Source organism: Geobacillus sp. Sah69 (genome assembly GCF_001414205.1).
Classification (GTDB): Bacteria; Bacillota; Bacilli; order Bacillales; family Anoxybacillaceae; genus Geobacillus; species Geobacillus stearothermophilus.
Map to the genome: position 1 here is coordinate 25516 of NZ_LLKS01000032.1, position 24041 is coordinate 49556.

22 protein-coding genes and 2 pseudogenes are annotated in these 24041 nt (G+C 55.4%); 11 read left to right on the top strand and 13 right to left on the bottom strand.

Annotation, left to right across the window (positions count from 1 at the left end):
• Window positions 1-75: 75 nt before the first annotated feature.
• Together AP057_RS06590 and AP057_RS06595 are read right to left on the bottom strand one after the other, a co-directional pair.
• On the bottom strand, window positions 76-246 hold the full coding sequence (locus AP057_RS06590; RefSeq protein WP_020959661.1) for a twin-arginine translocase TatA/TatE family subunit: 171 nt from the start codon (window positions 244-246) through the stop codon (window positions 76-78).
• A gap of 235 nt (window positions 247-481) precedes the next feature.
• The gene (locus AP057_RS06595) at window positions 482-1849 is read right to left on the bottom strand and encodes an ISLre2-like element ISGsp3 family transposase (RefSeq protein WP_055358348.1); all 1368 of its coding nucleotides are present in this window, start codon (window positions 1847-1849) and stop codon (window positions 482-484) included.
• A gap of 350 nt (window positions 1850-2199) precedes the next feature.
• On the opposite strand from AP057_RS06595, the gene AP057_RS06600 reads away from it, so the two are divergent.
• Together AP057_RS06600 and AP057_RS16150 are read left to right on the top strand one after the other, a co-directional pair.
• The gene (locus AP057_RS06600; RefSeq protein WP_055358349.1) at window positions 2200-2583 is read left to right on the top strand and encodes a DUF1360 domain-containing protein; all 384 of its coding nucleotides are present in this window, start codon (window positions 2200-2202) and stop codon (window positions 2581-2583) included.
• Between the two features lie 318 nt (window positions 2584-2901).
• On the top strand, window positions 2902-3135 hold the full coding sequence (locus tag AP057_RS16150; RefSeq protein ID WP_235468494.1) for a transposase: 234 nt from the start codon (window positions 2902-2904) through the stop codon (window positions 3133-3135).
• A 182-nt stretch (window positions 3136-3317) separates the two neighbouring features.
• Here AP057_RS16150 and AP057_RS06605 read toward each other — a convergent pair.
• Window positions 3318-3671: pseudogene (locus AP057_RS06605) on the bottom strand (sporulation protein); the annotation flags it as partial.
• 514 nt (window positions 3672-4185) lie between these two features.
• Here AP057_RS06605 and AP057_RS06610 point away from each other — a divergent pair.
• On the top strand, window positions 4186-4635 hold the full coding sequence (locus tag AP057_RS06610; protein ID WP_055358350.1) for a (deoxy)nucleoside triphosphate pyrophosphohydrolase: 450 nt from the start codon (window positions 4186-4188) through the stop codon (window positions 4633-4635).
• Window positions 4636-4700: 65 nt separating this feature from the next.
• On the opposite strand, the gene AP057_RS06615 is transcribed toward AP057_RS06610, so the two are convergent.
• Window positions 4701-5882 (bottom strand): Gfo/Idh/MocA family protein, encoded by a 1182-nt coding sequence (locus AP057_RS06615; protein ID WP_055358351.1) that lies wholly within the window; start codon window positions 5880-5882, stop codon window positions 4701-4703.
• Between the two features lie 291 nt (window positions 5883-6173).
• On the opposite strand from AP057_RS06615, the gene AP057_RS06620 reads away from it, so the two are divergent.
• The 5 genes from AP057_RS06620 (at window position 6174) to AP057_RS06640 (ending at window position 11674) form a co-directional block, all read left to right on the top strand.
• Window positions 6174-7217 carry a sugar phosphate nucleotidyltransferase gene (locus tag AP057_RS06620; RefSeq protein ID WP_055358352.1) on the top strand — a complete coding sequence of 348 codons (1044 nt, stop codon included), beginning with the start codon at window positions 6174-6176 and terminating at the stop codon, window positions 7215-7217.
• On the top strand, window positions 7214-8401 hold the full coding sequence (locus AP057_RS06625; protein ID WP_055358353.1) for a glycosyltransferase family 4 protein: 1188 nt from the start codon (window positions 7214-7216) through the stop codon (window positions 8399-8401). Before AP057_RS06620 ends, AP057_RS06625 begins: the two co-directional genes overlap by 4 nt.
• On the top strand, window positions 8382-9497 hold the full coding sequence (locus AP057_RS06630) for a hypothetical protein (RefSeq protein ID WP_055358354.1): 1116 nt from the start codon (window positions 8382-8384) through the stop codon (window positions 9495-9497). The genes AP057_RS06625 and AP057_RS06630 overlap by 20 nt, the downstream gene beginning before the upstream one ends.
• Window positions 9448-10857 (top strand): phosphomannomutase/phosphoglucomutase, encoded by a 1410-nt coding sequence (locus AP057_RS06635; RefSeq protein ID WP_055358355.1) that lies wholly within the window; start codon window positions 9448-9450, stop codon window positions 10855-10857. The genes AP057_RS06630 and AP057_RS06635 overlap by 50 nt, the downstream gene beginning before the upstream one ends.
• A gap of 403 nt (window positions 10858-11260) precedes the next feature.
• Window positions 11261-11674: an RDD family protein gene (locus tag AP057_RS06640; protein ID WP_055358356.1), complete on the top strand. Its 414-nt coding sequence runs from the start codon at window positions 11261-11263 to the stop codon at window positions 11672-11674.
• A gap of 699 nt (window positions 11675-12373) precedes the next feature.
• Here AP057_RS06640 and AP057_RS06650 read toward each other — a convergent pair.
• The 7 genes from AP057_RS06650 to AP057_RS06680 form a co-directional block, all read right to left on the bottom strand.
• Entirely contained in the window at window positions 12374-12859 is a 486-nt protein-coding gene (locus AP057_RS06650) for a (2Fe-2S)-binding protein (protein WP_055358358.1), read from the bottom strand.
• Between the two features lie 21 nt (window positions 12860-12880).
• Complete coding sequence (locus AP057_RS06655; protein ID WP_055358359.1) at window positions 12881-13723, bottom strand: xanthine dehydrogenase family protein subunit M; 843 nt, start codon at window positions 13721-13723, stop codon at window positions 12881-12883.
• Window positions 13710-16037, bottom strand: a complete 2328-nt coding sequence (locus AP057_RS06660) for a xanthine dehydrogenase family protein molybdopterin-binding subunit (RefSeq protein ID WP_055358360.1) — start codon at window positions 16035-16037, stop codon at window positions 13710-13712. The genes AP057_RS06655 and AP057_RS06660 overlap by 14 nt, the downstream gene beginning before the upstream one ends.
• Window positions 16024-16662 (bottom strand): xanthine dehydrogenase accessory protein PucB, encoded by a 639-nt coding sequence (gene pucB, locus AP057_RS06665; RefSeq protein WP_055358361.1) that lies wholly within the window; start codon window positions 16660-16662, stop codon window positions 16024-16026. The genes AP057_RS06660 and pucB overlap by 14 nt, the downstream gene beginning before the upstream one ends.
• Window positions 16659-17687 (bottom strand): XdhC family protein, encoded by a 1029-nt coding sequence (locus tag AP057_RS06670; RefSeq protein ID WP_055358362.1) that lies wholly within the window; start codon window positions 17685-17687, stop codon window positions 16659-16661. Before AP057_RS06670 ends, pucB begins: the two co-directional genes overlap by 4 nt.
• Window positions 17688-17896: 209 nt before the next feature.
• Entirely contained in the window at window positions 17897-18076 is a 180-nt protein-coding gene (locus AP057_RS06675; RefSeq protein WP_015373907.1) for a hypothetical protein, read from the bottom strand.
• A gap of 15 nt (window positions 18077-18091) precedes the next feature.
• Window positions 18092-18937, bottom strand: a complete 846-nt coding sequence (locus AP057_RS06680; RefSeq protein WP_055358363.1) for an SPFH domain-containing protein — start codon at window positions 18935-18937, stop codon at window positions 18092-18094.
• A gap of 260 nt (window positions 18938-19197) precedes the next feature.
• Between AP057_RS06680 and hutP the strand changes: the two are divergent.
• From hutP to AP057_RS06695, 3 genes and pseudogenes are all read left to right on the top strand, one after another.
• Window positions 19198-19645 (top strand): annotated as a pseudogene (gene hutP, locus AP057_RS06685) (hut operon transcriptional regulator HutP).
• Between the two features lie 548 nt (window positions 19646-20193).
• Window positions 20194-20880, top strand: a complete 687-nt coding sequence (locus AP057_RS06690) for a TerC family protein (RefSeq protein WP_033013946.1) — start codon at window positions 20194-20196, stop codon at window positions 20878-20880.
• Between the two features lie 23 nt (window positions 20881-20903).
• Window positions 20904-21836, top strand: coding sequence for a D-2-hydroxyacid dehydrogenase (locus AP057_RS06695; RefSeq protein WP_055358364.1), 933 nt, complete (start codon window positions 20904-20906; stop codon window positions 21834-21836).
• 50 nt (window positions 21837-21886) lie between these two features.
• Here the strand turns inward: AP057_RS06695 and AP057_RS06700 are convergent, their stop codons facing one another.
• Both AP057_RS06700 and AP057_RS06705 read right to left on the bottom strand, forming a co-directional pair.
• Window positions 21887-22609, bottom strand: coding sequence for a lactate utilization protein C (locus tag AP057_RS06700; protein ID WP_055358365.1), 723 nt, complete (start codon window positions 22607-22609; stop codon window positions 21887-21889).
• Entirely contained in the window at window positions 22606-24036 is a 1431-nt protein-coding gene (locus AP057_RS06705) for a LutB/LldF family L-lactate oxidation iron-sulfur protein (RefSeq protein WP_055358366.1), read from the bottom strand. The genes AP057_RS06700 and AP057_RS06705 overlap by 4 nt, the downstream gene beginning before the upstream one ends.
• Window positions 24037-24041 lie beyond the last annotated feature (5 nt).

Consider the following 24041-nt stretch of genomic DNA (forward strand, 5'->3'; position numbering starts at 1 on the left):
TTTTTTTTTTTTTTGCGGCGAGAGAACAATGGCCGACAAAGCAAAAAATAAGAGGCTAGGCTCTCGCCCAACCTCTTATTTTTGCGCTTTTGTCGCCTCGTCGTCGTCAATGATGCCCTTTGTCGCGTTTTTGAATTCACGCAGCGTTTTTCCAGCCGCTTGCCCTAACTCCGGCAGCTTTTTCGGCCCGAAAATGAGCAATGCGAAAAAGACGATGAGCGCAATTTCTCCAAACCCGATGTTCATATTGCTCACTCCAATGTTCAAGCGTCATTTCTTTCGCTATTATATCATATTCGAACAAGGAGTGTCATCGGCTTTCCCTTGACAGAGTCAGTCAAGACTTTGTGGAGAACATTTTTTCGGTTCACTACGGGTGTTGTCAATCACTAGTTAGCGAACCATTTTCAGGAATTGATATCGTAAGCGCTTTCGGACTCTCATCCCTCATCTTGAAGTGATGATATTGTATTCCATTTTTTTACACCCAACCAAAATCCCGAAGCGCCGACAACGCTTGATGGATCGGCGTCCCGGATGACCGCTGCAGACACGGTAGATTCTGACGCACCACATCTGCCCACAACCGTCCTGCCTTCCGTTTGGCCTGTTCAACCCGCTTGGACTTCGTCGAGGCCGAGGCTGCCGTTCGGGTCTCTTCTTCCTCCACCAACTGCCCATTTCTCCGCCAAATCCCGTCGATTCGGGCTGCCATCGCCCTCAGAAACGCCCGAAGCCCTTGGTCTTTCCAGCTGCGGCGGGATTTCACCCGATGCGCAAACCGGCTCATCACGCTCTCGGCGTGGCCCATCGGACGCATGCCGGTCGTCTCCACCCCTTGCTCCGACAGCCACTCCCGATAGTCCCGGATGCATCCCGGCATCGACTCGATCCGACGGATCATGGCAGCCATCTGCTTCTCTTTCGCTTCGTCCTCCAACGTGCCGACCGCGCTGTTCAGCTCCACCAGAAGTCCCTCTTCGTCTTGTTTCGCCAGCTTCTTCCGCACCTCCCGCCAACGCGGATGGCCGGACAGACACTGACGCAGCTCCCGCGCCACATGAAATCGATCCAGCTGAAAGCAGGCTCGCTTTCCAAAATACTCCCGGCAGGCTGTGATCCACGACGCCGCGTCGCCGTTGATGATCAAAAGGTCCCGGCACGGGTCATAGGCATATTCGTTCATCAGCCACTCTTCAAACCGTTCCCACACGTCTCCCTCCCCTTCATGGAGGTAGTGGCGCCGGTTCACGAGCTCGAGCTGCGAACCGTTTCGTTTCCATCCCTCGTGAACCGCCAGGATTTTCTCTTCTTTCGCCCGTTTCCCTTTCCCCTGGCGGGAAATGAACAGCCCATCCGCCTCCACAAACAGCACTCGGCCGTGCCGTTGGGAAACAGGGTGGTGCAGCGAGACAGGGGCCTCCAGCACCAGTTGGCGAATCGCCTCGTGGCTTAGGACCGCATACCCCACGATCGACTCCAACGTACGGGCCGCTTTGCGGTAGGAAGAGCACTCTACGGCCAACTCGACCGCCGTTTCCTCGAGGCAAGGGCTGATCGACTGCGCTCCATCAAAGCCCAGTTCGGCATCCAGCAAGAAGGTATACGCCCCCGCCTGCCGATCATAGTAGTAGTTCCGTCGAAACGTCACTTCTCCAAACAGCGTTTGGATCGTGGTCGGCCGTTTGTCTTTCAGCTGATACCGGCGCTTGTCCCGCGCTTCCGCCAGTTGTTGATCAATCTCCTCCAAAAGGGCCGCCAACAAGACAGCGAACACCTTTTGAAGAGTTCTGACTAATTGTTCCTCCAGCTCTTTTAATAAAGGCCATTCTGTGGTAAGATGTTTCATGGACTCTCTCCCTCCTGTTTTCGGTTGATGTTGACAATCACCATCATAGCAGGGAGAGAGTCCTTTTTGCATGACATTTGCTTTTTTCTACCGCGCTTCGCTTGGTGGCCCCGACGAGCGTCGCGAACAAAAGTTCGCAACCCTCGTCGGGGATCATTTCGGAATGTCACCCACAAATATTTTACTCACACAATCTACAAAAATCCTTTGTTTCTACCTTGTTAGGGTGTGACATGTGAGTAGTGATTTCCGCTCTTTCCCTCGACCGGCTCCATTAACCATCGGAGGTCATAAAGAAACGCATCTTGGTTCATACTAAAGAAAAAGATGGAAAAAGAAAGGAATCCACCATGCTTCGCGAACTCGACTGGATGACGTACATCATGATCATTTTGGCCAGCTATAGGTTCACCCACTTGATCGTCTTTGATAAGATCACCGAATTCATTCGCAATCCGTTTATGAAAAAAGAGACAATCCGGCGTGAGGACGGCCATACGGAAATCAAAAAAGTGCCGAAATCGAAATTCGGCTATTTGTTGAACTGTTACTGGTGCGCGGGGGTGTGGAGCGCGATTTTTCTCGCGCTTGGGTATTTATTCATCCCGAAGATCGCCATGCCGTTCATTTTTATTTTTTCGATCGCTGGGGCGCAAGCGATTTTGGAAACATTCGTCGGGGTAGGGACGAAGGCAATCGATCTTCTGTCGGCGGCGAAAAAGCGGATGGACTGACATTGGCGGGCGTACGGCGGAAACATGCGGCACGCTCGCTTTTCTTGCTTTTGTCGATACATCATGGTTAACTTATATCATTATTTAACATAAATCAGCCAGAAGTCCCCCACCTCTACAGGTGGGGGATGAATGGCGTTCGGTTTTTCTGTTTTTTTCTTTCTTCTTTGGATGGCAATAGAATACAATAAACATAGGAGGTGAAACCATGTATCGAACGCTGAAAACCCGTTTTCGGGCAAAGAAAGAAGTTACCCAAAAACTCAGAAATTATCCAATTGGTCGTTTGGAAAATTATTTGATTATCTCAAATACAAATTGAATGCCGAAGGAATTCAAATCGAGAAAAAAGATGAAAGTTATACCTCGCAAACATGCCCTGTTTGCGGGAAGAAAAATAAATCTTCTTCTAGAAATTATACATGTCAATGCGGGTACAAACGACACCGTGATATCCATGGGGCAATGAATTTATTTGCCAAAGTATATTATGGTGAAATCCGCCCATTGGAATTTACGGTCAAACCGTTTACGTATCGACGGATTRCTTAGGTATGAAGTCGTAGATGGCGAGTTCCCGCCCTTGAGTATCATGGATACTCATGTTGCCTGTGGCTCCCAACGGGACGGGTGCCAGGTGTTGCCTGCAGATAGGCTGCCAACCAGCCTATCATGCATCCACCTCCGAAGGGGAAACAGGAAACCCCCACTTCGATAAGTGGGGGAGGTTCATTGTCAAGGCCGGTTTGCAGCCATACCCGCGAAGAACCGAGCGTGACCGGTACGTCGTACGGCAAGGCGAATTGAAACGGGATCGTTTTCGTTTCGTTCGGCGCGATCGTCAGCGGGCCGCTCACTTTGTAGCGCGCCAGCACGGCTTTTTCTTCAAATTTCTTATCATCGATTTCGCGGATGTACGTTGTGACTAATGCCAAGTAAATTTCATCAATGTGCTGTTCGACGCTGCCGCCGCGAATGTCGACAACCCCTTCGACGGTTTCGCCTTGGACATATTGCGCTTTGGCGAGCTTCGTATCAACAGTGGCGGCACCGATGCCGATCGAACTTAACAGTTTTTTGAACAACACGTTCTCCCCCTTGTCAGCGATTTCAGTTGAGAATACGGAGCACCTGGTGAAAAGGTTCCGTCCTTCTTAATTAAAAAGGCGGGAACGATGCCGTCCCGACCTTTGCCTGTCATGATTCTACTGTTGAGAGTAACATAACACCGAAAATGGTTACATTATTTTGGAAAATATGGAAGTTTTTGGCTAATCACTCATATTTCGCAACCTTTGCATAATATACAAAAAATAACCAAAACATTCGCATAAAAATAAATTTTTATACAAATATTGTAAAATAACTAATTTTTATTCACTCAAATCAGGCTTATTTTGAATTTTTATTCAGGGTGCGAAATGTGAGTAATCACCACAACATGTACTTGACAACGGTTTCCTGACAAGGATAGGAAAAAAGTGCTGATGTTCCCTCACAAGCGTAAATAGGGGATGTTCAGAAAAAATCAAGTACAACTTTTGGTGAAGAGCCAAGTTTTTGCTACAATGGTTGGGAGATCATAACAAGGAGCCGGTCGTCATGAAACGAACCATCTATGTCGTCGGGGCAGCCATTCGCAATGAACGCGGGGACATCCTATGCGCCTTGCGCGCTCCCGACATGTCGCTGCCCAACGTGTGGGAGTTTCCGGGCGGCAAAGTGGAAGAGGGGGAGCGGCCCGAAGACGCTTTAGTTCGGGAAATTCGCGAGGAGCTTGGCTGCACCATTTCGGTCGGTGAGTTGTTGGCTGATGTGTTCCATGAGTATGAACACGCCATCGTGCATTTGCGGACGTATGAAGCCCGCTTAGTCGATGGGGAGCCGCGGGCGCGGGAGCATGCTGAGCTTCGGTGGGTGCCGCTTCAAGCATTGCGCTCTCTTGAGTGGGCGCCGGCGGACATTCCGACTGTTGAGGCGTTGTTGGTTGAGGGGGAAGCGCAGAAGGGCGTTTTGGACGTTCTGATGAGACCGAGATCTATCGACGATTGAGGTGAAGAAAGCCTGGTTGCGGCCGTTTGCCATGTGGCCGCACCAGGCTCTTTTGGTGTCAGCAGTTAGCGGATGTCAAGTGGGTCGACTGCTTTATCCGTCACGGTGCACGCTTCCGCCAAAGCGAGGTCGGCGGCGGCGTCTTCGGCAGTGACGAGGACGCGCCAGCTCGGGTTCTCGATCAAACGGCAAAAATCAAGAAAGCGCGTTTGGGCAATCGCTTCGTACCACCCGTGGCGGTCCGAGAGCACCACGGTGCGCTCGTATGGGCGGCGCGGAGCGGCTGAAGGTTCCGTGGGCGGCAACAGCCGGTCGGCCGCTTGCTGCAGTTGTTCGATAGCGTCAGCCGACGGCTTTGTCGGGATGGCGTCAAGCCAGGCGTCAATGCAGGCTGCCTCCTCGTCAGTGACGAGGCCGGAGACGGACAGCTGCGTCGGAATCCAGCCGTCAAGCACGATGCGGCCGCGTTTCGTATGAATGTCCCAGTGCGTCGATTCCGAAGCGGCAGGGTCCATCGTAAAGCCGTGGTAATAATGGACGGGGATGCGCCGTCCGTTGCCTTCATGAATCACCGTAGCGCCGACGCGCGGCCGTGTGCCGTCTGTTTCCTGAAGCGCGAATCCGTGGGCGGAAACCGCTTCGCCAAACCAATCGCGGCCGACTTCAAAAAAGTGGACGCCGTGTTCAATGAGAATGCCTCCGCTTCGCCGCTCGTCCCAAAACCAATGGCCTTTGGCGACGCGGTGAGCCGCGTTGTGAAGGCTTGCGTAGTCCACTGGTCCAAGAAGCGCGCGGTGGATGAGTTGCTTGACAGCTTCAGCGAGCGGATGGTAGCGAAGGACGAGATTGACCGCCAACGCCCGGTTTTGGCGGGCGGCGAGCTGGATGTTCGCCCGCAGCGCCTCGGCGGTGAGGCCGCCTGGCTTTTCAAGCAACACATGTTTGCCTTCCTCAAGCGCCCGCTCGGCAAGCGGGGCGTGCAAATGCGGCGGGGTGGTGAGAATGACGATGTCAACATGCGGGTCAACGATCAATTGTTCAGCTTCGCGGTATTCGCGCACGTCGCCCGCCTGTGCCTGACGGCGGCGATAGGCGTCGATGACGCGCTGGCGTTTTTCGTCCGTCCGCCCGGCGACAGCGGCGAGATGGAAGGAAGGAAGCGGGGCGAGCGCGCCGGCTAAAAATTCAGCGAACGCACCGGCACCGGCAATGCCAACATGGTAACGGAAAGATGATGAAGAAATCATGGCGTATTCTCCTCCTCCCTCACATATATATAGCATTAACGATACTCATTATACCGCAAAGAAAAAGAAGAACGAGAAAATGAAAGTTTTGAAATTTGCAAGCATCAATCATTCCTCATCGACACCATCCGACAATTATTTCGCTTGCATAGAAGGAGGAATATTATGTATATTATTATTAGCAACCATCACAGCCGAGTGCTAGCAATCTATGAACTACTTTCATTTTCTCGTTCATCCGTCAAAAAAGGTGTCTATTTTTGTGAAAAAAAGATATGGAGGGATGACGAAATGAAAGCATTGTTGCTGGCAGGAGGATTAGGTACGCGTCTTCGTCCATTGACCGAAAACATCCCCAAACCGATGGCCCCGATTGCGAATCGGCCATGGCTTGAACACCTTATCGTTCATCTTCGCGACCAAGGAGTCAACGAATTTGTCATCGCCGCACATCATTGTTCAGAAGTGATCCGTCGCTATTTCGAAGATGGGAAGCGCTGGAACGTCAAGATTACATACGCGCTCGAACCGTTCCCGCTCGGAACGGCTGGGGCGATCAAAAACGCCGAGCGCTGGCTGAAGGAACGGTTTCTCGTGTTTAACGCCGACATTGTGCATTTGCCGCAATTGATCCCGCTGCTTGATTTCCATCGTCAACATGGCGGTTTGGCGACCATTGTTTTAACGGAAGTAGACGATCCTTCTTCCTATGGGGTCGTAGAACAAGACGACAGCGGGCGAATTTTACGCTTTGTCGAAAAGCCGCGCCGCGAAGAAGCGCCATCGAACCGCATCAATGCCGGCATGTATATTTTCGAGCCGGACGTGATGCGCTATATTCCGGCTGAGCGGGAAGTATCGATTGAACGCGAAACATTCCCGCTGCTGATCGAGAAGAATGTCGGTGTCTATGGCATCGTCAGCAACGGATACTGGCGTGATATGGGGACGCCGGCCCGCTACCGCCAAGTTCACTGGGATGCGTTGCGTCGGGAGTTTCCGATTCCGCTGAAAGGCCGTGAAATCCAGCCAGGGGTATTTGTCGGCGAACATGTCGAGATTGGGTCGGGCGTCTTGTTTGTACCGCCTGTGCTCATCGGCGACCATGTGAAAATCGGACGGCAGGCTGTGATCGGCCCGAATGCGGTCATCGGTGACCACTGCCAAATCGGCGCCCGCGTCCATTGCGCGCAAACCATCGTTTGGGACCGCTCTGTCATTCGTGACCGCAGCCGTTTGCAAAACAGCATTTTCGGCTATCGGACGGTGACGCCGGCGGGAAAAGTGTTCGAAGATTCGATTATTAATCAGTTCAAGGAGGCGGTGCAAGCATGATTCGAATTGCCTACGTCAGCACGTATCCGCCGCGGCGGTGCGGGCTGGCGACGTTTACGGAACATTTGCGGCAAAGTATTGACGGCGTCCGCGGACCGTCCGATGGCGACCGCGTCATCGTGTTGTACAACGAAAGCGACGGCGATGACGCCTATCGCCACAACCCGGCGTATTGGCCGCTCCCGGCGCAAAACCGCACGGCGTATGCCGAAATGGCGAAACGGGTGAATGAGAGCGACATCGATGTTGTCGTCCTACAGCATGAATTTGGCATTTTCGGCGGCGAGGCAGGCGAATACATTCTCGATTTCATCGCGGCGCTCGAAAAGCCGCTCGTGACGACGTTCCATACGGTGTTTGCCGAACCGCCGCTGCCGTACCGCCCGATTCAAGAAAAAATCGCGGCGGCAAGCGACGCCATCATCGTCATGAACCGGCAGGCGATCCCGTATTTGGTCAAAGCGTTTGGCCTGCCGGAAGGAAAAATTGTCTACATTCCGCACGGTGCTCCAGGCCCAAGCAGCGAAAATCGCGATTCGCTTCGCCGACGTCTCGGATTCAGCGGCCGCAAAGTGATGTTGACGTTCGGGCTTCTAAGCCGCGGCAAAGGAATCGAGTCGGTGCTCGCCGCATTGCCGGGCGTCGTGCGCAAGGTGCCGGAAGCGCTGTATGTCATCGCCGGACAGACACATCCGGAAGTGAAAAAACGGGAGGGCGAGGCGTACCGCGATGAACTGAAAGCGTTGATTCATCGGCTTGGACTCGACGGCCATGTCCGCATGGAGGACCGGTATTTCAGAGAAGAAGAGCTGATTGATTATTTGACGGCGTGCGATTTGTATGTCACCCCGTACCCGGGCATTCAGCAAATCACAAGCGGCACGCTCGCCTATGCGGTCGGCGTCGGCCGTCCGGTCGTTTCGACCCCGTATGAGCATGCGCGCGATTTGTTGCGGGGCTGCGAGGAGCTACTGTTGCCGTATGGCGATACCGCCCGATGGGAAGAGCGGCTTGGGCAGCTGTTGGCCGATGAGGCGGCGTTAAAACGCTGGGAAGAAACCGTGCGCCAAATTGGGGCGAACACGCATTGGCCGCGCGTCGGCGAACAGCATGTCGCCTTATTTGAGCGCGTGTGCGCCGCAAAACGCGGGGAGGTGAAGGCGGTTGGCTTCGTCGGTCATTAAGTTCGACCATCTCGAGCGCATGACTGACGACACCGGGTTGCTCGAGCATAGCCTCGGCCGCATTCCGCGGCGGCGCGAAGGGTATTCGACCGATGACAACGCCCGCGCCGTATGGGCGTGCCTCGAGTGGCTGGCGTTGCTCGACGATCAAGAAACAAAGGAGCGGCTGTATCGTCTGCTTGACCGATATTTGGCGTTTTTGCTTTGGGCGCAAAACGATGACGGGACGTTCCATAACAACTTTTTCTTCGATCGGACGAAAGAGGAAGAGACGCCCTCAGACGACTGCTTCGGGCGGTCGTTTTGGGCAGCGGCGATCGCGTATAGGCAATTGGATGATGCGGCGCGGCGCGAGGCGGCTGCGGACATGTTGAGGAGGGCGCTGCCGGCGGCATGGGAGCTTCGCTCGCTGCGCGGCGTCGCCTGGGGGCTGGCCACTTGCGGCGTCTTATTGACAGAAGGACGCCCGCTTGGCATCGATCAAGAGGAAGTGGCAGCTTTGGCTGCACGGCTTGAGCAGCGGCTGCTTGCGGCGTATTGGGAGCATGCTGGCGACGATTGGCATTGGTATGAGCCGGAGTTGACGTACGCCAACGGGGTGCTGCCGTGGGCGCTTTGGACGGCATATCGGCGCGCGCCGCGGGATGAGGTGAAGGAAGTGGCGGAAAAAAGCCTTGCTTTCCTTATTGAAAAAATGAGCGGACCGGGAGGTGTCATCCGTCCGGTCGGCAACTGCGGCTGGTGCAGCCGCCGCTACCGTGCCGATTGGGATCAACAGCCGCTTGATGTGATGAAGCTCGCTTTGGCGGCGCGCGAAGCGTATTGGGCAACGGACGACGAGCGTTATCGCGGCGTCGTCCGCCGCTGCCTCGCTTGGTTTTACGGACAAAACGACGGCAACGCGCCGCTTGCGGACCCAAGCGACGGCAGTTGCTGCGACGGGCTTGGCCCGAACGGCCCGAACCCGAATCGGGGGGCAGAATCGACATTATCTTACTTGTTAACCGCAGCAATCGCTCAATCGATTTCGGTGGAGGTGGTTATGGATGAGCTTTTCAGCAACGAAACGATTCACATGGCCAGCACACGTGTTTAAAGAATACGACATCCGCGGACGAGCCGGAGAGGAGCTTGACGAGCCGTTTGCGTATTGGCTCGGACGGGCCTTTGCCGACATGATGCAAAAGGAAGGCGAGAAGAGGGCGGTTGTCGGTCATGACAATCGTCTGTCATCGCCTGGCTTGCATCGGGCGCTCAAAGATGGGCTGCTCGATGGCGGCTGCGATGTCGTCGATATTGGGCTTTCGACGACGCCGATGTTTTACTACAGCTTATACTACACGAACATTCCATGCGGCATGATCATCACCGCCAGCCATAACCCAGGGGATGAGAACGGATTTAAAATCGCCATGGGGAAAACGACAATTTATGGCGAGCGCATCCAAGCGCTGCGGCGGGCGATGGAGCGGCTCAGCCAGGAACAGCCGCGTCCTGAAACAGCGCGGGGGCGCGAGGAAACGCTTGACCTTGCTCCGGCCTATATCAAGATGTTGAAGGAGAAAATTAAGCTCGGTCCGCGCAAGCTGAAGGTCGTCGTCGACTGCGGCAACGGCACCCCATCGATCATTGCGCCACAAGTGCTCAAAGAGTGGGGATGCGATGTCATCCCGCTTTACTGTGAATCCGATCCGACGTTTCCGAATCATCATCCGGACCCGGTCGTGCCGGAGAACTTAACGGACTTGATTGAGATGGTGCGCAAGGAGCAGGCGGATCTTGGCATCGCGTTTGACGGCGACGGCGACCGGATCGGAGTCGTGGATGAAACAGGTGCGATCCGCTGGGGCGACCAACTGATGGTGCTGTTCTGGCGCGAAATTTTGAAGCGCCATCCGGGAGCCGACGCGCCCGTCGAAGTGAAATGTTCGCAAGCGCTCGTTGAGGAAATTGAGCGACTCGGCGGGAAACCGTTCTTCCATCGCACCGGCCATTCGCACGTCAAAGCGACGTTGCGCCGTCGTCCGGAGATCCCGTTTGCCGGTGAAATGTCGGGCCATTTGTTCTTCAACGATGAATTTTACGGCTATGACGACGCGTTGTACGCCGCCGGCCGGCTGCTTCGGCTGTTGTCGCACGATGAGCGCCCGCTGTCCGAGTGGTTTGCCGATGTGCCGCGGTACGCGGCGACGCCGGAGACGCGCGTTGCTTGCCCGGAAGAGAAAAAACCAGCTGCCATTGCCGCGGTGAAAAACCGGTTCGCTGGCCGCTATCCGGTTGTTGACGTCGATGGCGCCCGCATCCAGTTCCCGGAAGGCTGGGGGTTGGTGCGGCCGTCGAACACGCAGCCGATTCTTGTGTTGCGTGCAGAAGCCAAGACGGAGGCTGCATTGGCGGAGATTAAGCGGCAGCTGGCTGATTGCCTCGCCACCCTTGAATTGCGCATTGACTGGTGACGCCTTTTCTCCGAATGGTCTGCGCTTGTCGCCCTTTGTCCGTTTCAAAAGATTCGTTCCGGCGTGGGTCGTCCGTAGGGATCCCACGCCGGTTTATTTTTGTTGTGAGGGGGCTCATGCTTGATTTCTTGCAAATGGTTTGTCCATAATAGATAAGGATAAAACCCAACGAAGCGGTGGCGTTGTAAGGTCTTTTAAGAAACTTATTGAAGAGCGGTGTTTCCCCTCAAATCGCCGTCCTTCTTGAGCCCTCCAACGCTCACACCCCAAACAGGCGGGGAAAATTCAAGGGAGGGCCGCCTTGGACGGATGTAGATTTCTTTTTGAAATTTGGCTAAAATAAAGGCAATTCGCTGTCAGGAGCGAATACAATGATAGAAAAGGCAGGAGGAGGGAAAACCGTATGGCGGTGACGAACCCGGTGGGGTTTTGGAAGCGGTTGTTGGCTAATATATTGGATGCGATTGTCGTTGGCTTTCCGATTTCGATCATCGGCTATTTCATCACGGGCAGTGGGGAAACGAACTGGTTTACGTCATTGGCGAACATCCTTTACGCGTTAATCGTTCCTGCTGTTTGGTACGGATATACGGTCGGCAAGCGGATGATTGGCATCCGGATTGCGAAAGTGAACGGCGGCAAAGTCGGCATCGGCACAATGTTTTTGCGCTCGTTCGTTGGCGGACTCGTATACTTTATCACGTTCGGCATAGGTCTCATCATTAGTGCGATTATGGTCGCGGCGAGAGAAGACAAACGCTCCATTCACGATTTTATCGCCGGCACATATGTGACGACGGACAAACCGGCGGCGTAAACAATGAAAAACGGCGGGCTTCCCAAAGGAGGGATGAAAGAAAAAGCGCAACAATTTATTCGGCAAGGCTCGTCGCTGTATCAATGACAAGAAGCGGGCTGCGATGCTCGGCATGGTGGAGAGAATATGGAAGTTCGATCAACGGAAAAAGCATGAGCTGGAAAGCGCTCAGTGCTGATCGAAGCAGCGGAGGGGGGCGAACGTTCATCGCCCCTCTTGTTTGTTGTGCAAATGGGTGTGGTTCTTTATTGTTTTTAAAATATATAATTTTCAAAAAATATATTTACAAATCGTTTCAGATGGATTATGATAATGGCATAAGGTGCAAATTTTGAATCATAGAATGATCATGAGGGGAAAACTGCGCAGTCTATCGCGGCGCCTTCGCCGGTGCTTCGCTTCCATAGACAGCGGCCAGTTGCGTCATCGAACCGTGGATGATGCTGGCCGCTTCTTTTTATGGCGAAAGGGCCGGGTTTCAGATGGTTGGATCGCGTTTTTCCAGAAGGCTGGTGAAAAACCGCTGTTTGCCTTGATCGATGGGTGAACGTGTGAAAATAGGGTCGATGCTACAAGCTTTTTCTACTTGAGAAGCGATTCCGGGAAGCTGTTGCCCTAGTAAATCACCGGCCTTTTCGATGAGATGTATACCGCATCAAAAAAGAATATCCCGATTGGGTGCGGGATATCCATTGCTCGTCAAGGATCTGTTGGTTTTGCTTTTTTGGCTTCGAGCACTTCTTTGACCGCCGCTTCAATTTCTTGATAGCTTGTGCAGCGGCAAATATTCGACTCCAGCCATTCTTGAATCGTCGCCTCATCGGCGTTTGGGTGCCGCTCGATGAGCGCGTGGGCGTTCATAATGAACCCAGGAGTGCAATAGCCGCACTGAAAGCCGAAGTGGCGGACGAAGGCGTGCTGAATGGGGGCATCATCAAGCCCTTCGATCGTGGTGATTTCTTTGCCGACTGTCTCAATCGCGAGCATCATGCACGATTTGATTGGCGTGCCGTCGACTAAGACGGTGCAGGCGCCGCAGTCGCCGTTCAAACAGCCTGGCTTGGCCCCGGTCAGCCCCAGCCCATCGCGCAAAACAAACAGCAGCGTTTCGGCTTGGCGAGTGACGATCGATCTTCGTTCTCCATTAACGTGCAGCACAAGCTCCCGCTTTGTCGTTTCCTCCATGTCCGCATGCTCACCTCCTGTTTAGACGGTTTCTCCGTCTCCGAGCTCACGAAGCATATCTTCAAGCAACTGGGCGACGACAAACAGCCGGTAGTCTGTCGAGCCTTCAATATCGTGCAAAATCGGGCGCGGGAAGGCGTCAACCGCTGCTTGGATTCGTTCACCAACTGGGCGGTTCCGGTCGTTGAGGTGCGCCTCAACGTCAGCCGAGCGAAACGGAAACGGGCAGATGCCGCTTAGGGCAACGCGAACCGTCCCGTCTTTTTTCAGCGCTGCAATCGTCACAAGCGGGTAGCCGACTTCCCCTTGCTTGCGGCGCTTGCGGTGGAAATGGGGCAGGGTGGCGGTGGCACGGTCAACCTTGAACTGGACGACAAATTCACCGCGGCCAAGCTGCAGCTGTTGATGAAACAAGTCAAGGAAGCGGCATTGCCTGATGCCGTATGGTCCGGCGATGATGACATCCGCCTCGGCGACGAATAGCGGTAGTGCGGTCTCACGGTAAAAAATTTGTCCGCAGATGTTGCCGCCGAGCGTAATTTGGTTGCGCGCTGTCCGGTCGGCGACTTCTCGCGCCGCTTTTGTCAATAACAGGAACGGATTTGCTTCTTCGAGCTCGCCGAGGGAGAGCGCCGCTCCGAGCACGAGAGAACCATTGTCGACATCAAGCGACCGACATTCAGGGATCGATTTTATGTCAATGACGGCCGCGGTGCGGACAAGGTTCAACCGAGACAACGTGATGATTTCCGTGCCGCCGCCGTAGTAGAGCGGTCGTTTTCCATCCCGCTCGAGCGCCGCAAACAGCGCTGTCGCTTCAGCGATCGACTGCGGCCGGTAGTAGGCAAAGTCAAACGGAACCATAGGAGTCCCCTTTCTGTGTCCGCCAAATGAGTTCAGGCACAAGCGGCAGTTCATTGAGCGGCACGCCGGCAGCGAGAGACAAGGCGTTTGCCAAGGCGGCGGGCATGCCGATCAAGCCATGTTCGCCGATGCCGCGAGCGCCGTATGGGGCATCGATTTGCGGTGTTTCGACAAACTCAACGATGTACTCTGGATGTTCGCCGAAGCGAATCGGCCGGTATGTGCGCAACTGTGGGTTTAACACGCGCTGTTCGTTGTCAAACAGAAACCCTTCGCGGCTGGAAAAGCTTAGACCCATGCTCATCGCCCCCATCGCTTGGCCAAGCGCTGCCTTTGGGTTGAGCACTTTGCCGGCATCAATGACCGCATACGCTTTGACAATGCGATACGTGTAGTCGCGGCGGTTGAATTCAATTTCCACTCCCTCGGCGCATACGCCCCATTCCGGTCCCGGTTTGCCGGCGCCGGTCTTTGGATCAAGCGTGGTCAAGTGGCGCAAAATGTAGCGGCCGCGCCCGATCACTTGCCCGCCGATGGCGTTGCCGTTCGGAAACTTGTAGCCATAGGCGATGTCTTTGATCGGAAGAAAGATGGACGGGTCATCGCGCAAAAAGACGCGCCCGAACCCGACTTCCAAATCGTCCGGCGAGGCCCGCAAGACGCAGGCGGCGATGTCTTTTAACTGACGGATGGCGTCGTCGGCAGCGGCAAGCGCCGCACGTCCGGCCATAAACGTCCCGCGGCTGGCGACTGTTTTCCAATGTTCCGGCGTCGTTTGCGTATCAATATCCATTTTGACATGGACACAATCGACGTCCATCTTCAGCCGTTCAGCAACGATTTGCGCGAGCACCGTTTTCGTTCCGGTTCCGATTTCGACGACGCCGGAGATGACGTTGACACTGCCGTCGGAGTTGAACGTTAAGATGACGCCCGAGCTAGCATCTGTGTCGATCGTCGATGTTTTCCAGCCGCTGCTGATTCCCTTTGCTCTTACCGTATAAGCGTCCACTTCGACGCGCTGCCACTCGTCCCAGCGCATCAGCTCGCGCAACCGGTCGAGGCAGGCTGGCATGTTGCCGACGTTGCTTTTCGTGAGCCGCACTTGCGTCGGGGTCGTATGCCCCGGGCGGATGGCATTTTTGCGCCGCACCTCCCATGGGTCAAGTTGAAGCGTTCGTGCCAATTCATCGATGGCCCGCTCGACGGCAAATGCCTGTTCGCAATGGCCAAAACTGCGAAACGGCGTCGCGTACGGGCGATTCGTATAGACGCACAATGAATCACAAAAGACGTTTTCGACATGGTACGGGCCGGTGCAATCGACGGCTGCGGCGCGGCTGACATCGATCGCCTTGTCGGAATAAGCCCCGCCGTCAAATAGAAATAAGATTTCCATGGCCTTGAACAAGCCCTCTTTTGTCGCGCCGATTTTGACGGTTGCCTCCAAACCGATATGGACGGGTGAAGTGACCATGTCATGCTCGCGGCTGTTCCAGACGCTCACTTTTCGGCCGCCGACCGCTTTGGAGGCAAGGTAGGCAAGCAGCTCAAGCTGGACGGGCGCTTTTCCTCCGTAGGCGCCGCCGACAAGCGGCGTATGGACGATGACTTTGCCGGTTTCTTCGCCAAAATACGTATGAAGCAACTTCTTGATCATAAACGGTGACTGTGAGGAGGCGGAAATATGGATCGTGCCGTCCGGCCAAATTTCTGCCGTGGCGCAGCGTGTTTCCATCGCGATATGATCGGAAGGGGCGAACGATACGCTTGTTTCGACGATGACGTCGCTTTCCGCAAACCCTTGTTCAATGTTGCCTTTTCGGATTTTCGTCCGGTGGGCGACGTTTGTCCCTGGCTCAGGATAAGTGGTTTTGTTTTTTTCATAGCGGTCGAGATGTTCGTGCAGCAACGGGGCGCCTTCTTTCAGCGCCTCACGCGGCGAGCCGACCGCCGGAAGCGGCTCGTAGGCGACGCGGACGAGGCGGGCCGCCTGTTCGGCTTGAACGAGTGTATCGGCGACGACGACGGCGACGACTTCGCCATAGTAGCGCACTTTGTCGAAAGCGATCGGAGGGCGGTCGCGCATGTCTTCACCGGTAAGCGGCAGCCCCTCGCCGGTCACAACAGCATGGACGCCGGGGGCGGCGAGCGCGCGGCGTGCCTCCAGCGAGAGGATGCGCGCGTGGGCGTATGGGCTTGTCACCAAAGAGGCATGAAGCATCCCCTGTTCTTTGAAATCGTTCGTATATTTCGCCCGGCCGGTCACTTTATCCCACGCTTCTTTGCGGATAATGCTTTTACCGACGGCCATGGGGGCGTCCCTCCTTTTCTTCTCGATAGATGGTGGCGCGTTCATAATCGTCTTTTGTGTCGATGTCAATACCGGTTGACGCATCACCTTCGTACAAAAGACCATGCCAGTGGGGATCGCGAAAGAGCGTGCGCCCACCGGCATCGCCGTCCAGCGCCAAGAGAGCGGGAAACATTGGGCTTCCAAAAATAACTGGGGGCATCGGCACACCGGAGCAGGAGAAGGCGGCGTAATCGGGACGATGGCGTCGATAAAGGCCGGCCAGCGCATTGATCGTGTCGGATGTGACGAACGGTTGGTCGGCCAATAAGACAGCAGCGGCGTCCGCTCTTTCCTCCATCGCTCGGCGCAACCCGCAGGCCAGCGAATGAGCCAGGCCGCGGTGACAAGCGGCGCAACGGACAAGGCGGCATTTGTCATGGACTAGCAGCGCGTCAGGAAGCCAGGCGAGCGCATCGTCTGGAGGGACGACAACGATGACGGGCGCAAGGCAAGAATGAAGCGCCGCTTTCAGGCCGGAGGCGCCAAGCGTCCCATCCCCCCATGGCAGGGCGCGTTTATCGGCCCCCATCCGCCTGCTTTGTCCGGCCGCTAAATAAATGGCGGCGATCGTGATGTCCTTCATTGGGCGGCCTCCGCTCCATGCCTGCGCAACACGCTGATCAGCTCGGCGGTGATGCTGATGGCGATTTCATGTGGGCTGCGCGCGCCGATGGACAGCCCAACCGGCGAACGGACAAACGGCGGGGCGGAGCCGGAAGGAAAGAGGCGGTCGGTGCGCCGCCGCGGGCCGAGCACGCCAAGGTAGGCGAGCGGTTTGTCAGCCAGCAGCGAGACGAGTTCGCGGTCGCGTTCAAATTGGTGGGTCATCACGATGACAAAATCGCGTTCATTCAAATGGAGCATTGGCACCGTTTCATGCGGAAAGCCAACCACCCATTCATCAGCGTCGGACACATGGGATGGATGGCAAAACGCTGGGCGCCAATCACTCACGGTAACGGAAAATCCCGCCGCTTTGGCCGCCGCGACGAGCGGCGGGGCGTCCGGACCGGCGCCGAAAATGACGAGGCGCGGCTTTGGCCAAAAGTGCTGAACGTAAAATGTTTCCCCGTCCACTTCGTACAAACCGCTTCGCCCTTGATAAAACGGCGTTTTGTGAAGCCATTCGCGCCATTCCCGATGCGGCGTCCGACGGCAACCGCCGAATTGTTCGCCTGTTTCACTTTGGAAAAACGGCCGCTCGTCTGGATACATGATGCTTCGGACCATCAGTACATGTTCGCCGCGGTCAAGGCAACGCTTGAGCGCCAGCCAATCGAGTTTTGCGTCGCTTGTGACCGGCTCGAGCCAAATGTGGACGAGGCCGTTGCAACCAGCACCCTGCCCCCACGACAAATCGTCCTCGATCCGCAAATCAAACGAGACAGCAGCTGCCTGGCGGTTGGCCAATACGTCACGCGCGTAGGCCGCCACCGCTTCTTCGAGGCATCCGCCGCTCAGCAGCCCGACTGTTTCTCCGTTGGCGCCAATCCACATGCACGTCCCTTCTTTTTGGTAGGCTGAGCCTTCCACACTGATGATGATGGCTAACACACCGTCGCCCGGCGCGGCGGCGATCGCCTCGAGCACAGCATGGGAACTCTCCATGGCTCATCCTCCTTTCGCATTGCGCCAAAGGCGGCTGAGCTGTTGAAAGCGCGGTGGGACGGACGATCCATAAGATTTCGTAATGGTTGTAAGCGGCGGCAGCGGGTGGGCCATCAGGTCGTCCCCCTTTCGAAAAAGAGCTCTGCTATCATTATATTTCGGCAACAAATGCCCATGACTGAAAAAGGAAAGAAGCCAGCCGTCATCGGCTAGCTTCCTTGTTTTGGATCGTTTTTTCCTTTTCCGAGCCGTCCAGCGCGCTTTGCCGCCTCCCGCAGCAAATACTCGATTTGGGCGTTGACGCTGCGAAACTCGTCCTGCGCCCATTGCTCTAGTATGGCGTACAGGTCATAATCAATGCGCAAAGGGAATTGTTTTTTCGCTGCCATCGCACTCCACAACCATCAGTATAGACTGCCGGTATTGATCACCGGCTGGGCGGCGCGCTCGGAGACGATCGCCACCATCAAGTTGTTCACCATTGCGGCTTTTCGTTCATCATCTAACTCTAAAACGTTTTCTTTGTCAAGCTGTTCGATCGCCATGCGCGCCATCGAGACGGCGCCTTCGACGATCTTTTTCCGGGCGGCCAAAATGGCGGCGGCTTGCTGGCGTTGGAGCATGGCGCCCGCGATTTCCGGCGAGTAGGCCAAGTGGGTGAGGCGCGCTTCCATCACGTCAACTCCGGCAATGCGCAGCCGGTCTTGCAATTCTTGGGCAAGCACATCAGAAATGACATCCGCATTGCCGCGCAGCGTGATCTCGTTGTCGTCTTCAAACGTGTCGTATGGATATTTCGTTGCGACATGGCGGATGGCCGCTTCGCTTTGAATCTCAACAAATTGTTCATAATCATCAACGTCAAACACTGCCTTGGCTGAATCGATGACGCGAAAGACGACGACGGCGGCGATTTCAATTGGATTGCCTTGAACATCGTTCACTTTCAGCTTCTTGCTCGTGAAGTTGCGCACGCGCAGCGATACTTTCTTTCGAACGGTGAGCGGCACGGTGAAAAACAGCCCGCTGTCGCGAATCGTGCCAAAGTAGCGGCCGAAAAAAATGATCACTTTTGCTTGATTCGGCTGAACGATCGTGATGCCAGTCGCCAAGAAGGCGGCAAGGGCGAAGCAGAAAACGGCCAATAAGAGCTGCGCTTGAATGAGGCTGACAAAACCAGCCAGAACGAAAAGGGCGACGCATCCGATGCCGATAAATCCATCTATGCGCCATGCTTCTTGTTCTCTCATCCCTATCCCCCTTATAATGTCGATTTGATATTTATATGATATCATATAATCAAAAAAATGGAAAGCTGAAGATGAGAAGGTGGAGTGGTTGATGGCTCGCCGCGAAGCACATGTTTCCCCTAATTTTTCATCCAGAGGCATCAACGGCGATCATTCATCCTGTTACTGTTTTAATGAACTAAAAAATGGAAATCCATCATTGACATCGCTTTCATTGTCATCATACAATAGAAAAAAAGACCGATAGGTGTGTAGAAGCCATGGAACCAAGACAAGCGCGCATCGGCCGGCAGGCGTTGCTGCTGGCGATGCTGGATGAGGGGGAGGAAGGCCCGGTCTTGAGCCAGCTTGAGGCGCTTTCGTGGCGCTATTGCCAAGGGCGGGTCGGGGCGATGGAGCCGCACAAAATCGTCGCGGCGATTGAGACGGCGGCAAAGCGGCATGGAGTGGTGGACGGCGGCTTGTACCGCGAGATGCACGCCTTATACCATGCGATTTTAGAGGCGGTGCATGGCGTGACGAGGGGGGCAGGTAGAGCTGGGAGATTTGTTGAGAACCGCTGGCCTTCGTTTCGCCGTCGTGCGCGGCATGCCGTATAAACAGCCGAACGAAGGGGAATGGATCGCCGTTGCGTTGTACGGGACGATCGGCGCCCCGGTGCGCGGGCTCGAGCACGAGGCGGCGGGGCTTGGAATCAATCATATATAAGCACGCTCCATGCCTAGAGCGATGAGTCATGAGGAGGCGAACACTGCCATATGGCAGGCCGCCTCCTTTTTAATTGGGAAAGGAGCTTGATTGGGAAAACCAGTCAACTACCCCCACTTCGCTCACGCTTGAAGTGGAGGCTTGCAACTCCCCAGAAGTGCAAACGGACTTCATCCTTTTTTAGAGACGACTTCATGGGCCTTGGACCGTCCATTCACGTCTCTTTAGAAAACGGGAGACGAATGTTGGCTAAGCGCAGCCAAAAAGGTTGGTGAAAGATGACCGATTTCGCCAAACCCACTGCTTTCGGCTGAAAGAGAAGTCCGTTTGAGAAGAGAGTCCGTTTTCTGCGACTTTTCACGAGATGGACTCGTGAAGCTTCTGCTTTCAGTGTCAGTGTAGGCAGCGGGATCATCGCCCATTGTGTATCATCTCATCCGAGATTTTCGGTTGATTTCCAGTGAGGCAGTGGATGGGTTGATAGTTGTCCCCCACTGAAATTTGCAGTATGATGAAGAAGAAAAGCAAAGGGGAGAGGGGGGCTTTTGTTGACTATTTCTGCCGCGGCGCTGTTGGCGTTATGGAAGATTATTGCGATTGATATCATTTTGTCTGGGGATAATGCGGTCGTCATTGCGATGGCGACGCGGCGGCTGCCGAACGACCAGCGGAACAAAGCGATCGTATGGGGAACGGCGGGGGCGGTGCTGCTCCGCATTTTGTTTGCGGCGGTCATCGTCTTTTTGCTCAACATCCCGTTCGTTCACTTTGTGGGCGGTTTGCTGCTTGTCTGGATCGCCTATAAAGTGCTTGTTGAGCGGGAGGAGGAGGTCAAAGTGCAAGCGGCAGACCGGTTGCTGAAAGCCATCATGACGATCATCATCGCCGATGCGGTCATGAGCTTGGACAATGTCGTCGCCGTCGCCGGGGCGGCGGAAGGGCATCTAGGCATGCTAGCGCTTGGGGTCGCCATCAGCATCCCGATCATGATTTTCGGCTCCAAAGCGATCGTCCATGTGATGGAAAAACATCGTTGGATCGCATACGTCGGCTCGGGCATTTTGGCGTGGACGGCCGGAAAGATGATGGCAGGGGATGAAGGGGTATTGCATTGGTTTCACCTTTCTTACGGACCGTTCGTCTACGCGGTTGCCGCTGGCGTGACGATTTTGGTCGTGTCTGCCGGCTACATCACGAATAAAAGAGCCGAGCGTGAAGAAGGGACGTTGATTTGAGCGGTTGGGGGTGGTGTGATGCCATGAACATCCGACGCATTCTCGTGACGGGAAGGCTTTATGCCGAGCTTGCCGCCCTTCTTCCGGACAAGCGGCCCGATAAAGCGTTTCGCTTTGTGGCGGAGGAAGAACTGACGGACGATGATTTCGTCTGGGCGGATGCGTACGTCGGCTTTCGGCCGGCCGGGCCGTTTTCGCTTGCCAACTTGCGCTGGGTTCATTCGCTTGGCGCGGGCGTTGACGCGTTTTTATGGAAGCGGGAATGGAAGAAGGACGTGCTGCTGACGCGGACGGTCGGCTCGTTCGGCGAGCAGATCGCCGAATATTGTCTCAGCTACTTGCTGCGCGACGCCCAATGTCATGACGTGTATGCATGGTATCAAGAACAGCGGCAGTGGAAGCCGCTCGCTCCGAAACGGCTTGGTGAACAGCGGATTGTCATTTATGGGACGGGTGAGATCGGCCGGCGCATCGCGGAAACGCTTCGTTTATTTGGGGTTTCCCCGATCGGCGTCTCGCGAAGCGGCCGAGACACGCCGCCGTTTTCGGCTGTTTACCGCCATGAAGAGGCGGGGGAAGCGCTTGCCTGCGCTGATTGGGTGATCGCGGCCCTTCCGCTCACCGAGGAAACGCATCATCTCTTTGACGAGACGTTTTTTGCCTGTTTGCACAACGCGGGCTTTATCAATGTTGGGCGTGGGGCGACGGTTGATGAGACGGCGCTTATCGGCGCCTTGGAAAACCGAAATGTCCGCCTGGCGGTGCTCGATGTGTTCGAAGAAGAGCCGCTGCCGCCGCACTCGCCGCTTTGGGTTCATCCGAATGTCATCATCACCCCGCATATCGCGGCGCTCACGTCAGCCGAAGACGCCGCCCAAAGCATTTTAGACACGCTCCGTTGCATCGAAACCGGCGAACCGCTTGCCAATGCGGTCGATGTCAGCCGGCAATATTGAAGGAAAAAAGGTGCCCCATGATATCAAGAAGGGGCACCGTTTCGTTTTGGTCAACGGTCGGTGACGACGATATACGCCGCTTTCATCGGCCCGTGGACGCCGACGACCAAGTTCATTTCAATGTCGGCCGAGTTGCTTGGGCCGGTGATGAAGTTGATGCACGACGGGACGAGCCCGCCTTTTTCGATTTGCTCGTGAATGACCGCCGCCGCTTGCGTCATGCGCGGCACGACCGTGCTTTTCGGGACGATGGCGATATATGTTTTCGGCAAAAAGTGAATGGCCCGCCCTTGTTCATTGCGCGAAAACAACACGACTGTCCCTGATTCCGCGAGCGTGATGTCGCTGAAGACGATGCCGACGTTCGCCTGCTCGGCGGCGTCAATGTTTTGGCGTCCAAGCGCCGGATTCCAAATATGGACGGTCGTTTGTTCCGCAGGCCATTCGTCGCGAAGCAAGGCGGACAGCCCGTACTCGGCAAAGCGCGGGTCATCCGGCACGATGACCGGACCGCCGCCATAGGCGGCCACTTGCCGCCTCAGCGCGCCGGCAAGTTCGGCGCTTGTCGTCTCGATGTAATCGGTATGGATCAATCCGCATTGTTTTTGCAGCACGTTCAGCAAGTCGTCTTGGCTATAGCCGGCAAACACCGTCCATTGCGGCGCATAATCCCATTGCGGCCGGGAGACGCCGGACAGGCGCGGGCTTCTCCCAAGGCGCTCGGCGATGGTTTGCAAAAACGCATCGCGGTTTTGAATGGTGCCACGCGTCATGATGGATTCCCTCCTTTTTGGCGTGTTTGGAACCAGTCACGGAACCGTTCTTTGCTCGGCGCCGGAAATTCGCGGCTTTCCGTCCATGCTTTCAGCGGCCCAGGTCCTTTTGTGACGCGCCCGTCCTCTACAAACGGAGCGAAGGCGCTCGGTGCGAATTTTGTGCCGAAGCGGTAGAGCGACGATGAGGCTGTCCCGAGGCGGAACGCTTTCATCGCCAGTTTTTCTGCGACCGGCGCTTTTCCTTCCCGCTCGACGATGATTTGGCGATGTTTGATGAGCAGCTCGTGAAGCGGGATTTTCACCGGGCACGCCTCGGTACAGGCGGCGCACAGCGAGGAGGCGTACGGAAGCTCCTTGTAGTCGTCGTAGCCGCCCAACAGCGGCGACAATACCGCACCGATCGGGCCGGAGTAAATGGAACCGTACGAATGGCCGCCGATATGGCGGTAGACCGGGCAGACATTGACGCAAGCCGCGCAGCGGATGCACTGCAGCACCGGTTGAAACTCCGTGCCTAAAATTGATGAACGCCCGTTGTCGACGATGACGAGATGGAATTCTTCCGGACCATCGACGTCGCCTTCATCGCGCGGACCGGTGAGAACGGTGATGTAGCTCGTCAGTTTTTGCCCGACAGAGCTTCGTGTGAGCATGCTCACCAGCACTTCCATCTCCTCAAACGTCGGCACGATCCGCTCCATCCCCATGACGGTAATTTGCGTTTTCGGCAATGCGGTCACCAAATCGGCGTTGCCTTCGTTCGTCACAAGCGTGATCGATCCCGATTCAGCGATGGCGAAATTGCAGCCGGTGATGCCGATGTCAGCCGTCAAATAGTCGCGCCGCAGCATTTCACGGGCGTGGCGCGCAAGCTCAACGGGGTCGGACGATTTCGTATAGCCCAGCTTCCGTTGAAAGACATCGCGGATTTGCTCTTTGTTTTTATGGAGCGCCGGACCGACGATATGCGACGGCGGGTCATGGTCGTCAATCTGCAAAATGTACTCACCGAGGTCGGTTTCGACCACTTGACAGCCGATGGCCTCAAGCACCGGATTTAAGTTGATTTCTTCTGTCACCATTGATTTCGATTTGACGATTTTTTTCGCTTGCTTTTCCAAAGCGACGCGGCGGATGTAGTCGTTCGCCTCTTCGGCTGTTTGGGCGAAAAAGACGTGGCCGCCCCGTTTGGCAACGTTTTCACTGAGTTGCATTAAATAAAAGTCCAAGTTTTCGAGCGTATGCTTGCGGATTTGTTCAGCAAGCGACCGCCACTCTTCCCAATGGCCGAGCTCTTCGATGACGCCAAGCCGCCGCACATAGCCGCGGTCTTGCATGCCGGCGACCGCCCCGCGCATAAAATCGTTGTGCAAGTTTTCTTCGACCCGCTTCCAAAACGGACCGTTTTCAATTTTCATCGGCATGTCCG